Source organism: Pseudomonas sp. ATCC 43928, assembly GCF_005938665.2.
GTDB lineage: Bacteria > Pseudomonadota > Gammaproteobacteria > Pseudomonadales > Pseudomonadaceae > Aquipseudomonas.
This window is the reverse complement of the sequence record NZ_CP041753.1, coordinates 2,312,484-2,324,820: the sequence shown is the minus strand read 5'-3', so window position 1 is coordinate 2,324,820 and position 12,337 is coordinate 2,312,484. Positions and strand designations below refer to the sequence as shown.

Genomic DNA, 12,337 nt, shown 5'->3' with positions numbered 1-12,337 from the left:
CGGGCACTTCAAGGGGCCACCTCAGCCAGCGGTTGAGTGGCGAGAAACTCGGCCAGTTGTTGATTGAGCTCAGGGGTCGGCGTCTCGAGATCGTCGCTCCTGATCGGCACCAGAATCTTGCTACCGGGCGCTACAAAGATGCCGTCCTCACGATTCCATGCCGCCACGCCCACGCGCCGAACCAGGCCGTCAGGCTGGATCAGCCACAGATAGTCGCCCTCGGCGTCGCCAAGAATGGCGCACTCACGGGCATAGGCACGCACTTCCTGCAGGGCTCGGTAAGGCACCTGACAAGGCTGCGCGACCGCCCCCAAAACTTCCACGGTGGACGGCCGCTGGGGGTAAATCAGATAGTCGCCATCATCCACCAACGCGTTGCGGGCGAACCCCGTTTCCACAGCGATCGGATCGAGCACCGCGACCTGACGTCCGGTGACCGGCAGTTGCGCGACCTGCTCATATAGGCGCGCGCTCAACTCTGCTCGCGTGCCTTTGCCATCGAGCAAGGCCCCCCGTTGCAGCAGTTTCAGATCGAACAGGACACCCGCCTTCAAGCGCGTCTGCTTGTCCACTAATGAACGGTGCAGCCACGCCGCGCCCAGCCAGTAACTTTCGGCATTGGGTTGGGCGTTACGAATGACATCCAGCAAGCGCGCACCGGGCTTGATTTCGAATTGACCAGGGCTGCGCACGTCACCGCTGACCGTGACGGCCGCCTGGCCCACGCCCGGGCCGATCAACAGCAGACCAAGCAAGAAAAGGTTTGAACACTTCACCGGGCAGCTCCCCGATCACGGCGCACCTGCACGATTTTCAGAAACAGTTGCGGCGTCAGATGCTGCTCGCTGCGCAGGATGAAACCGTCCTGGGGGTCGACCCAGTAGCGGTTGGTGGCGCGGAAATTCAGGGTGGGTGCATCCACCTGCTCGTCAATGCGCAGCAAGGCGTAATCCTTGTCCAGAATGCTGATGGTCTCGATGCCATGGGGACTGAAACGGCTGTTGACCGCGATACCGATGCGGTTGCCGTTATAGATGTCGATCCAGCGCGTGCTGGTATAGCCGTCGGGCAAATGCTGAAGGCCGCGTTTGAAGGGCGACTCTTCATTGAAGCGAGTGCCATCCAGGGAAACGCCCAGCCCGACAGTGCGCACCACCAGGCCGTCGCGCATCAGCAGCACTTGCTTGCCGGAAGCGACCCAGAACTGCAGGTCGCCCCGCCGACGAGCCATGGCCATCACGCCCTCACTGGAGGGGGTGGTGACCAGGATCTGCGGATATGGCACAGCGTCGACCTGAGCACGGGTCAAATTGATGGAGGCAGGCCCCGCGACAGATGTTTCAAGGGTGTCCCAGGAGGCCTTCATCAACGGGTTACACCCGCACAGCAAGAGCGCCATCGTCAGACTGGCGCAAGTAGGCAAAGTTTTCACGGCGGGATTGAGCCTTATCTGCTGTTGGCTTCGCTGAGATCGTTAAGTGAGCTGGCACCGGTCCCCAGGACAGTGGCCGTAGGCAGAAGCTGGGTGATCAGACGGTTCCAGCGCGTCACGCCGGCCGGGCCGACATAGACGATGTCTTGCGGTTGCAAGTCGAAACGGGTGGCCAGTACCAGGGCCGAAGGGGATTCTGCGTCGAGCTGGAACACCTTGGCCGGTTCGGTTTCCAGGTGGTCGGCGCCGCGAATCACGTACACCGCATTGCCGTTGGAGGTGGTCTGGTTCAAGCCCCCCACTGTGCCCAGCGCATCGGTCAGGTTGATCGACTTGCCTTTGAAGCTCAGTGCGCGAGGCAAATTGACCTCACCCATGACATAGATCCGCTTTTGGTCGTTATAGGGCAGGTACAGCCGGTCGCCGCCCTTGAGGTAAACGCCTTGCAACTGTGAGTCCTGGCGATTGAGGGTGTCCAGATCGAGCTTGTATTCGCGCCCGTCCCGAGTCAGCGTCAGGCCTGACAGGTCTGCGTTCGAGGGGTCCACACCGGCCGCGCCAACGGCCTCCACCACGCTCAACGGTGTGGTAGTGATCGGCTGTTGGCCAGCTTTGAGCACCGCACCGGAAATCACCACGGTCTGGCTGGCGAAGCGCAATACGCTGACGTCGACCTGGGGGCTTTCGACAAATTGCGACAAGCGCTCGGCAATAAAGGCCCGCAACTCTTCGATGGTTTTACCGGCCGCCGGGATATTACCGATGTAGGGATAAAACAACGTGCCGTCCGGACGCACCAGACGCCCGTTGGCATCGAGTTGCTGTTGCGGTCCCGAAGGCGCCGTCAACTCGGGGTGATCCCAGACCGTGATAAATAACAGGTCGTTGGCACCCACGCGATAACCGCCTGGAACGTAGGACAACAACGCTGGGGGAACGGATTCGCGAACTTGCGTGGCCGCATCCATGGCAATCAATTTAGGCGTGATGGGAATAAGCTCCACCCGGCTACTTTCCGGAGAGCCGTCACTGACCATTTGACTGGTGTCCATGTGTTGACCAGGCGAAAACATACAGCCGTGCAAGCTGATACTTGCCAGCATAACAACAGATAATCTACGGATCATAAGGGCACTACGCTAGTCGAGGGCAAATCTAAAACAAGATCACCCAGAAAGTTCTGAGTGATCTTGAACAACATACTTCGCGGGGTTTAGTTGGTACCCGTCGTACCACTAGTACCGGTTGTGCCACCCGTTCCAGAGGTACCGCCATTGGAACTGCCTCCAGAGTTTGAAGCGGCCGCCGCAGCGCCGACAATGGCCGCGCCGATCACCACGGTTTCTGCGACCGTCACTCCCCCAACCAGCGGGGTACTCAAGGACAATGGCTCGCTCACCTCTTCGCTCACTGCTTCGCTCGCCGTTTTGCTCGCCGGCTCATCAGCCGCCAACGCTGCAGTGCTCATGACAGCCAGCAAGCCGGCCGTAAGTAGTTTCTTCATATCAGACTCCTTCTCGACATCAACTCTGCATTAGATTTGAGACTAAGGGACCGGGAATGGAACAGCAGGTGAATGAACTGACACCCGTCAATTGAACGAGACAGTTCATGCACATTGCCTCCTTTGGAGAATGTCATTTATAGGGAGTGCATGCCATACGCCAAACCTCGTCACATCATGGACAAAAGCGCTTGCACCGAGCAGGACTTATTGACGGAAAAAGGCAATTTTCCAAGATGTTTGCTACATGAGAAGGCATTTTCGGCACAAACTCCCGAGCAAAAGTCACTCCCCCTTCACGCCTATTGTTATTATTAGTCAGGATTTTCCCGGCATCCTGTCCCGCTAGGTTCTATTGTGACTGAACATTCAAGGCTAAATAACATCAGGTCATAAATAGTTAATGTTAACTATAGACCAATATTAAGCCGTCATTCCCCGTTCAACACCGCGCGCAAGCGTGGGTTGCGCAAGTCTTTTTCCGAGAGTTGAGGCGATTCAACGGGCCAGGCAATGCCCAGCTCCGGATCATTCCAGAGCAGCCCACCCTCATCCTCGGGGAAATACAGATCGGTGCATTTGTATTGAAAATCGGCGGTATCGCTGAGCACGCAGAAGCCGTGGGCATAACCCGGCGGCACCCATAGCTGCAGATGGTTGTCGGCGGTCAACTTGACCCCTACATGTTCACCGCAAGTGGCCGATTCGGGATTGATGTCCACCACCACGTCGTACACCGCACCTTGGGTAACCCGCACCAACTTGCCCTGGGGCCGGGTCCGCTGGAAGTGCAAACCGCGCAATACGCCATACTGCGAGCGTGAGTGATTGTCCTGGACGAAAGGCAACTCGATGCCGGCGTCGCGATAACGCTGTTCGTGATAACTCTCGAGAAAGAACCCACGGGCATCGCCAAACACCTTGGGCTCGATAATCAGTACGCCGGGCAACCGGGTGTTGATGACATTCATTTCGAAGGCTCCGTCGTCAGTACGCGCGCCAGGTATTGTCCGTAACCGGTTTTGTGTAACGCGGTGGCTTGTTTATCCAGTTCCGCAGCCGACAACCAACCCTGGTGATAGGCCACCTCTTCAAGGCAGGCCACCTTCAAGCCCTGCCGCGCTTCGATGGTCTGGACGAAATGCCCGGCCTCCATCAACGAATCATGGGTGCCGGTGTCCAGCCAGGCAAAACCACGCCCCAGCACACTGACGTGCAGATCCCCGCGTTGTAGATAAGCATTGTTCACGTCGGTGATTTCAAGCTCGCCGCGTACCGAAGGCTTGACTTGCTTGGCGATGCTCACCACGTCTTTGTCGTAGAAATACAAACCGGTGACAGCATGGTCGGACTTCGGATGTGCAGGCTTCTCTTCGATCGAGATCGCCTTGCCGCTCTCGTCGAACTCGACAACGCCAAAACGATCCGGGTCGCTGACTCGATATCCAAAAACAGTGGCACCGGTCTGTCGTTGTGACGCTTCGCGCAACAAGGCGCTGAAGCCATAACCGTAGAAAATGTTGTCGCCCAGAATCAGCGCCACATTGCTGTCGCCGATGAACTCCTCGCCGATCAGAAAGGCTTGCGCCAGGCCATCAGGAGAAGGCTGTTCTGCATAACTGAGTTCAATGCCGAAAGAAGAACCATCACCCAGCAAGTTCTGGAAGTTGGGCAAGTCCTGGGGCGTGGAAATAATCAATATCTCGCGAATGCCCGCCAGCATTAATACCGACAGCGGATAATAAATCATCGGTTTGTCGTAGACCGGCAGCAGCTGTTTGGACACACCACGGGTAATGGGATGCAAGCGGGTGCCGGAGCCTCCCGCCAGAATGATACCTTTCATAGGGGATTCCCTTCGAAGTTAAATAGAGGCAGGTTTTGAATGTTTCAGCCAACGTGGCCAAGACGCTCGGACCGGTATTGGCCGTTGAGTATCCGTTGCCACCAATCTTGATTATCCAGATACCACTGAACCGTTTTGCGTATACCGCTTTCAAAGGTTTCCTGTGGTCGCCAACCAAGTTCACGCTCAATCTTGCCTGCATCGATGGCGTAACGACGATCATGCCCAGGGCGGTCGGTGACGAAGCTGATCAACTCCTTGTAAGAGCCCTGCCCTTCATCGCGGGGGCGCAACTCATCGAGCAGCTCACAGATGGTTTCCACCACTTGCAGGTTGCGCTTCTCGTTGTGTCCGCCGATGTTGTAGGTTTCGCCCACGATACCGCGCGACACCACTTCGACCAGCGCTCGAGCATGGTCTTCAACAAACAGCCAGTCGCGGATCTGCGAGCCATCGCCATATACCGGCAACGGCTTGCCGTGGATGGCATTGAGAATCACATGAGGGATCAACTTCTCGGGGAAGTGGAAGGGCCCGTAGTTGTTCGAGCAGTTGGTGACCAGCACCGGCAGGCCATACGTGCGGTGCCAGGCGCGCACCAGATGGTCGGAGCCGGCCTTGGACGCCGAGTACGGCGAGCTCGGCTCGTAGGGCGTAGTCTCGGTGAACAGATCGTCGGTGCCTTCCAGGTCGCCATAAACTTCATCGGTGGAGATATGGTGGAAGCGAAAGCCTTGTTTCTGCTCCGCCGCCAGCCCTGACCAGTAGCGGCGGCTGGCCTCCAGCATGCTGTAGGTGCCGACGATGTTGGTCTGGATGAAATCTGATGGGCTGTCGATGGAACGGTCCACATGGGACTCGGCCGCCAGGTGCATTACCGCATCGGGCTGGAAACGCGCGAACAGCTCGTGCAGCGCCGCTGTGTCGCAGATATCCACCTGCTGGAATTCATACCGGGGGCTACCCGCCACCGACGCCAGGGACTCGGTATTGCCGGCGTAGGTGAGCTTGTCGATATTGAGCACGCTCACATCGGTATTGTCGATCAGATGGCGAACGACGGCGGAGCCAATAAAACCAGCACCGCCGGTGACGATAATACGTTGGGTCACTTGCTGTACTCCTTGGGATACCACTGGATCAGTAATTTTTCGTACTGGGAAAGGATGTTTTCCCAAGTGAATTTTTCGTTGAAGCGGCGGGTGCTTTCAGCCTTCATCGCCGCGATCAAATGGCTGTGGTCATCGCGCAGGTACTTCTCGAACAACTTGGCGCAGTCGTGCTCGTCATCGAAGTACACCGCCGCATCACCGGCGACCCAACGGTTGAAATGGTTGTTATGGGCAATCACCGAGCAGCCGGCGCCCAATGCCTCCACCAGCGAAGGGTTGGTGCCCCCGACTTGATGGCCGTGGATGTAAAAGCGGCTGAAAAACCGCAGCGCCCGAACCACCGCCGCCTCATAGATGGCGCCGGGGAAGATCACTTCCTCGCCGGCCGCGTCCATCACTCGCTTGTGGTACTCGTTCTTCTCTGGCGTGAAGTTGCCCAGCACCACCAACTTATGGTTACGGCGCTTGCTGCTGAAAGCCTTGACGACCTGCAGAAAGGAGTTCTCCGGCTCCGGCCGGGCGATAACCACCGAGAAACCATGGGGCTCCAGGTCATAATCAGCCAGGGCGGTCGGGTCTGCTTCGTTCACCCGGTCCCCGCCATAAGGGATCATGGTGATCTTCGAATCCTTGACCCGGGTGGCCAGGTGATCCTTGATTTTCGGGTGGTCGGCCACCAAGTGGTTGCCGATCCAGCAACCTGCCCTTTCATTGAGCCAAAACCATGCTTTCGCGATTCCACCCCACTTATCTCGCTTCCACTCAATCCCATCCATGTTAATTACATTGACTTGACCTTTAACTCTCTGAAGCACGTTGAACACGGCAGTATTATAACCGAGTGTCAAAAACAAACCTTTTTGCCCCAGTGCGTGTTTGGTGGCCTTCCAATCGAATAAAACAGTTCCGGCTGCACCATTTTTTTCTATAGGAATATTGATTAAGTTAACACCTTTCCACTCACCCTCTGTAATTGCTCCAGCCCCATCTTCTTGACAGTAAACTATTACCGTCCATCCTTGAGCCACTAAATAAAGCGATAATTTTTCGCAAAACGTTTCGAACCCTCCATGTTTTGCTGGCAAACCACGGGTACCTAAAATGTATAGCTTTTTCATGAGTTAGATTCTTTTTTATGGATGAAATAAAAGAAACTTAAAGCAAACAAGAATGACAAGTCAGTAAGGACTAGATTAAATGTAGAAAAGCAAACTATGCAGGAAAAGTAAGCCATTCGATAAAAATTATCCTTGATATTTTCAATGGTAAACACCATGAAAAAACAGACAATTAGAAAAAGACCAATGAAGCCGCAATCTAGATAAAACTCATAAACAAGGCTAAAGCCGGAATAATAATCCCAATTTTTACTCAACGGATTATAATAAGTTAAAAGTCCTTTACCAATCCAATAAAAATTGGAGTAAATGGCTTCACCAACTGGCGCAAGGCGGCCAGCCGTATCGGATTTATACCTTGAATAATAAGCATCCTTAAATACATCCAACAGCTCTTTGAACATATCAACGATCATCGGCATCAGCAGCGCAAGAGCAATCATTAGCACTATAAGTACTAATGTTCGCTTCCCTACAGCAAACCTACCCTGAAGAAACCCCGAGTAAAACAACACCGAGGGAATCATCACGATAGCCAACCCCTGGATTGCCTTGGAGTTTGCAAGGAATATAATTGCAAGTGAAATAAAAGCTGATGAAAACTTTAATTTAGCAGACCCCCCTAATGAAAATGCGCTTAATACAACCAACAAAGCAAACAATGATAACGAAGCGTCAGACTTTATAAAAAAAGTACCTGACACCGCATCAATGGCAAACATAGGTAATTTTGAGAAACTCGCAATTTGCTCACCCGCGACCACTTGAACTATGGCAAACAGCATCTGGACCAACAAAAAATAATTGCAGTATGTAATTATTTTTTTAGACGAAATCGTAATTTTTTGAGAGAGTATTTTCCCCGCTTTAAACACCAACACAGGACAAAGCAAGTAATAATAATACACAAGCAGATAGGAAACTGGATTTTGATAAAAAATAGAGACAAAAGTAACATACAAAAACAGCACTATCATCACCATAGTGCTTCTACCAAGATATACTTTCTTTCTGAACGTAAAGCTTACAACGAGCAATGAGATTGCCAGATAGTTAGTTTCAGTTGGCGTCAAAATCCCAGTTATTTGCAAAGGCGCGCCTAAAAGAAAACACAACAGCATAAAAAAATATAATGCTGAAAACCTTACCTTACTAAAGGTTTGAGACGTATACATCCGCATATCCCTTTCAAATTAAATTTCAACAAGCATTCAACATGAAAGAAACTTCTATACAGAGGCCGTCTTGAAACTCAAATCAAACCTGACCAACAATTCTTTCAAAAACGACTTCAAACGAACTTTAACATACCAACTCTCTTCGATGCTTTCGGATATCTTGCAATTACCCGACAAACTAGCAAGCATTCTAATCTTTTCGGAAGTCATCTCCGAATGATTATAATTAAAAATAAACTCACTTTGGATCTCATAGTCTATAGACGTCACACAAGGCAAGTTATGCTTGAAATATTCATACAGCTTTAGCGGTGATTCATCGTGAGATCTTTCCTTTAAATATGGAAGCAAACCAATTTTAAACGTTCTAGCTATCACCCCAATGTCGTTATATTGAAATTTACCAAAATAATGAACATTACTCATGCTTTTAATACTGGCTAAAACTTTTCTATCAAGACAAAGACCGTATAGGGCTACCGAGTAGTTCTCCGATAGTTTTCTTATGAAAGACAAATCTAATTTATCTGTAATGAACCCAATAAACCCAAAATCATAGGTATTCGAATGGACGGTGAGTTTATTCATCTTGGCATCGTTGAAAAAAATGCCATTTGGCAAAACTGTTTTTTTAGTATTAAAAGATATTAGCGCCTCGCTTGTCACCCCGGTGACAGCGTTAAAATACTTATCTACCCAAGCGTACTTATCTCGCACCAACTCCCGTTGAAGCGGTGTATAACGATTGTGCTTTGTAAAATTATCTATCAAATCATACCAATACAGTACATTGCTATTCTTTAGCAATGGAAAGATAGCAAAAGGAGAAAAATCTAAAACCACCACTTGCTTATCACTTTTATTATACTTTGAAAGCAATGTATTTATTGTTTTAGCAAAACAGGTTTTCGCCCACGCTCTGCCACGTAACGGACCAAACAGATCTAAGGATGTAGCATCAACAAAGTTCACACCTGGAATGACAGACAGATCACTATTCAACTTTCCAAGCACACGCTCATACAGACTAACCGGCCTATTGATAACAGTTATAGCGTCAAAAAAATCAAACTCAGATATGGTTTTTATGAATTGCAAGTCTCTAACCGCAGGCCCGTATTCACTTAAGAAATACTGATCCCTATACGGGATGACTATGAGATCAGGTTTACTTTTAGCATCCATTTTATATATTCCAAATGAAGTCAAACAATATCGGTAGTTCTCAATTTATATGGATCTTCCCGGCTTCCCGAATCATAGAGGAAACATAAACTGAGCCGTTTTTTTGTATAATGGTCATACTCGAATTGAATTGGATCTTCACTCGCCGGAGCTGCTGTAGTTCATACACCGTCTTTATCTGGACATAGCAAACTGTAGACCGAAATACAAATCACACTAGAGCCTTTCAGCTGCTTACTCATAGAGCGACCCAATGACCGTTGAGATATTACTGCATTATTCTTTACAACTGCCATGCGATTATCAGCTTGCACTTAAGCCAGAATATTAGGCAACTTATTTTTATACTCTACGGAGGGCCCGATAACATAAATTCGTCTTGTGAACCCGGGCACTTCTTTTATAGTATTTTTTTGCTTGGTTATATCATTTTCACTCCAGCGAACTGAAAGTATTACAGCGTCCGACCTAGAAGATTCTGTATACGATGCAGCTGCGTCACCCTCTCCTCCTAGTATTGGAGGGTATCCCTAAGCAGTTGATTGCTGGACATTTACTTCAGAATAAATTATTTACAACCCATACCAGCCGCATGGCTATCGCCAATTAGGAGGAAATTTTCTTTTTTAGCGTAGTAATTTAAGCACTCCGAACGACTAAATTGATCCGTTCTCTATAGGCTGACGATAGAAAACATCTCGCTGTTCTCAGATACTCGGAAGGATCGGACTCCTAGATATATAGATATAGCTTGAGAAAAATGGAATACCAATACATCTCAACCACTAAGCGTATTTCGATATTTTAATACTTTAGAATCATCGCACTTGCAGTCATCGCCGCAGTTATCAAACCAGCGGGTAACATTCTAGACAAGAACCCTAATGGGCTTTTTTTGAAAACCACAATATACAAAACACAATATGCCAATATAAAATTTATGTGAAAGGTTATAACAATTGACCAGGACAATACCGTTAGATCTCTTTGAAGTATTCCCCAAACAATACCGCCAGCAGTTATGATGGATGAGAAAACTCCGCAAGCGAATAAGAGATCTGTTCGATTTAATGCTTGAAAAAAACTCCCACTCGTAGAAAGCACGACCTGGACTGGTATCGCTAACGCAAGAATTTTTATTAACGGTACGACTTCACTCCAGCTAGACCCTAGTAGGACCAGGACCATCTGATCGGAAAATAAAAATATAATCAGTGCTACTACTGCGCCTGCAATTGAAAGTTTGAAGGTGAAATCCCTATGTATCACCTCCACCATTTCCAAATCATTCGCATACTTGCGGATCACTGGTTGAATTGCTGGTGTCATTGCAAAGGTTAACAACATTAAAGGATATCGCATAATTTGATACGCCTTATCATAGACACCTAAATATGCTGCCCCCATGTACCTTGCCACTAATATGTTATCGAGATTCCTTGTAAAATAATTAACCAAGTTAAAGCTGAATTGATATGCAGAGAATGAAAACAAGGGCTTTATAGCCGAGAACTTCGTTCCAAAAATGGGCCTACCAAACTCCGTTTTACTAGAAAACAAATAAGCCAATAAGAAACCAGTGGCTGATAAAACTAATGGTTTCGAGGCCAAAGCATGCAACGGATCAGTCACCTTGCTTATTACTATAGTTGTGCCGGTTGAAACTATTTCAGAAGCCAAACCTATTACAGAGATATTAAAAAATAATTGCTCCCTCAACAGAAATGCCATTGGGACAATGGAGCAAGTGAAAAAAAATAGCCCCACACTGGTGTATGGTATTATTTGCTCCAGCGCTTCTATTTTGTAAAAGTCAACAATTACAGGCGTTGCCAAATAGAACAAAAGCCCTACACAAAGACCAATAATAACTGTTAAACCGAATATTCCATTTCGATCTGTTTTTTCAAGGGTATCGATATTTATTATCGACGGCCCTAAACCAGCTTCTGAAAGCATTTGAAAAAATGTCGAAAAAACCGCAACGGATGCAATAATGCCAAATTGCTCGGGAGTGAAGACACGAGCCAATAACATCATTGATCCCAAATTTGCGGCGTAAACGGAATACCGGCCTAGCATACTTTTGCTAATAGCTTTATAAAGTTGACTTTGGGCTTTCAAGATGCTCACTCTTTAAACGATGAGTTTTCTATTTATCTTCATGAGCTTTATTTTACTCGATGATAATTCGAGCACACCTTTTATTCCGCCCATCCCACGAAATGACGAAAATATTTCTTTTTTAAACGTACCATCCAACCTTACTCTACTGGCTCGAACATTCAGCGGCAGAGGCAAAATCTTGTGCGATGTAATAACAAACTTTACCAGTTCTTCAGCGTGTAATGGCTTTTTAGCTGACTCGCAGAAATTCACCATCTCACAAATCCGCTTACCATATACTTTATAAGAGTCAGCTCCGCATACTGCGAACCTATCGTTGTACCCCCCCCACCATTGCCAAGCTGGTATGAATACAGAGGTTTTATCATTTAGTAGCATCGAAAAAATTTCTTTCGGCAACGGGTCATGATAAAAAAGATCTGGTCTTAAAAAGATTGTGACGTCAGGTTTGTAACCTTCAATTAACAACGTCACTTCATGCAGTGAATTCAGCTGATGTATCAAATTACTAAGAGAGTTAAAGTCATCCTTCCAAACATCACCAAAAGATTTAACCCCTTCAAAATCCCATTTCTCTAAACATTCACCAGGCTTTTCCAACCCCCCATTGAAACTTAAGAAAGGATGATATTCTTGCGGAGAAAGAGCACCATTTTCCCCTGATCGTTTATTTACAACTTTCGATTGCTCATACAGATGATAAAAGAACTCTACCTCTGCATTCTCAGGAAGACTGTTTAGAATGTTCTCCTGGATTGACGGAAAGCAAATTGTTGTTGATCTTGGTATTCCATAGAATGCTAAAGCTATTTTCATATTTCACCCTCGAAAAACA

The 12,337-nt window shown here is 48.6% G+C and carries 12 protein-coding genes; all 12 read right to left on the bottom strand.

What is annotated here, in order from left to right; all coding sequences use genetic code 11:
- Nucleotides 1-8: 8 nt before the first annotated feature.
- Nucleotides 9-776: a capsule biosynthesis GfcC family protein gene (locus FFH90_RS10595; protein WP_138867124.1), complete on the bottom strand. Its 768-nt coding sequence runs from the start codon at nucleotides 774-776 to the stop codon at nucleotides 9-11.
- The gene (locus tag FFH90_RS10590) at nucleotides 773-1,432 is read right to left on the bottom strand and encodes a YjbF family lipoprotein (protein WP_064616874.1); all 660 of its coding nucleotides are present in this window, start codon (nucleotides 1,430-1,432) and stop codon (nucleotides 773-775) included. Before FFH90_RS10590 ends, FFH90_RS10595 begins: the two co-directional genes overlap by 4 nt.
- A gap of 14 nt (nucleotides 1,433-1,446) precedes the next feature.
- Entirely contained in the window at nucleotides 1,447-2,559 is a 1,113-nt protein-coding gene (locus FFH90_RS10585; RefSeq protein ID WP_178114246.1) for a polysaccharide biosynthesis/export family protein, read from the bottom strand.
- Between the two features lie 86 nt (nucleotides 2,560-2,645).
- Complete coding sequence (locus FFH90_RS10580; RefSeq protein WP_064616872.1) at nucleotides 2,646-2,936, bottom strand: hypothetical protein; 291 nt, start codon at nucleotides 2,934-2,936, stop codon at nucleotides 2,646-2,648.
- Nucleotides 2,937-3,367: 431 nt separating this feature from the next.
- Complete coding sequence (gene rfbC, locus FFH90_RS10575) at nucleotides 3,368-3,907, bottom strand: dTDP-4-dehydrorhamnose 3,5-epimerase (protein ID WP_111453701.1); 540 nt, start codon at nucleotides 3,905-3,907, stop codon at nucleotides 3,368-3,370.
- A complete protein-coding gene (rfbA, locus tag FFH90_RS10570) occupies nucleotides 3,904-4,782 on the bottom strand; it encodes a glucose-1-phosphate thymidylyltransferase RfbA (protein ID WP_064616870.1) in 879 nt (292 codons plus the stop codon). Before rfbA ends, rfbC begins: the two co-directional genes overlap by 4 nt.
- Nucleotides 4,783-4,826: 44 nt before the next feature.
- Entirely contained in the window at nucleotides 4,827-5,894 is a 1,068-nt protein-coding gene (gene rfbB / locus FFH90_RS10565; protein ID WP_138867123.1) for a dTDP-glucose 4,6-dehydratase, read from the bottom strand.
- Nucleotides 5,891-7,012 (bottom strand): DUF1972 domain-containing protein, encoded by a 1,122-nt coding sequence (locus FFH90_RS10560; protein WP_138867122.1) that lies wholly within the window; start codon nucleotides 7,010-7,012, stop codon nucleotides 5,891-5,893. Before FFH90_RS10560 ends, rfbB begins: the two co-directional genes overlap by 4 nt.
- Nucleotides 7,009-8,187: a hypothetical protein gene (locus FFH90_RS10555; protein WP_138867121.1), complete on the bottom strand. Its 1,179-nt coding sequence runs from the start codon at nucleotides 8,185-8,187 to the stop codon at nucleotides 7,009-7,011. Before FFH90_RS10555 ends, FFH90_RS10560 begins: the two co-directional genes overlap by 4 nt.
- A 54-nt stretch (nucleotides 8,188-8,241) precedes the next feature.
- Nucleotides 8,242-9,375 (bottom strand): hypothetical protein, encoded by a 1,134-nt coding sequence (locus FFH90_RS30100; protein WP_178114245.1) that lies wholly within the window; start codon nucleotides 9,373-9,375, stop codon nucleotides 8,242-8,244.
- A gap of 804 nt (nucleotides 9,376-10,179) precedes the next feature.
- A complete protein-coding gene (locus tag FFH90_RS10545; RefSeq protein WP_018928278.1) occupies nucleotides 10,180-11,499 on the bottom strand; it encodes an oligosaccharide flippase family protein in 1,320 nt (439 codons plus the stop codon).
- Between the two features lie 12 nt (nucleotides 11,500-11,511).
- Nucleotides 11,512-12,318: a hypothetical protein gene (locus tag FFH90_RS30095; protein ID WP_178114244.1), complete on the bottom strand. Its 807-nt coding sequence runs from the start codon at nucleotides 12,316-12,318 to the stop codon at nucleotides 11,512-11,514.
- Between the last annotated feature and the right edge of the window lie 19 nt (nucleotides 12,319-12,337).

Coding starts and splice junctions, on each gene's coding strand:
- FFH90_RS10585 (WP_178114246.1), bottom strand. CDS start 2,559: ATGATCCGTAGATTATCTGTTGTTATGCTGGCAAGTATCAGCTTGCAC.
- FFH90_RS10580 (WP_064616872.1), bottom strand. CDS start 2,936: ATGAAGAAACTACTTACGGCCGGCTTGCTGGCTGTCATGAGCACTGCA.
- rfbC (WP_111453701.1), bottom strand. CDS start 3,907: ATGAATGTCATCAACACCCGGTTGCCCGGCGTACTGATTATCGAGCCC.
- rfbA (WP_064616870.1), bottom strand. CDS start 4,782: ATGAAAGGTATCATTCTGGCGGGAGGCTCCGGCACCCGCTTGCATCCC.
- FFH90_RS10560 (WP_138867122.1), bottom strand. CDS start 7,012: ATGAAAAAGCTATACATTTTAGGTACCCGTGGTTTGCCAGCAAAACAT.
- FFH90_RS10555 (WP_138867121.1), bottom strand. CDS start 8,187: ATGTATACGTCTCAAACCTTTAGTAAGGTAAGGTTTTCAGCATTATAT.
- FFH90_RS30100 (WP_178114245.1), bottom strand. CDS start 9,375: ATGGATGCTAAAAGTAAACCTGATCTCATAGTCATCCCGTATAGGGAT.
- FFH90_RS30095 (WP_178114244.1), bottom strand. CDS start 12,318: ATGAAAATAGCTTTAGCATTCTATGGAATACCAAGATCAACAACAATT.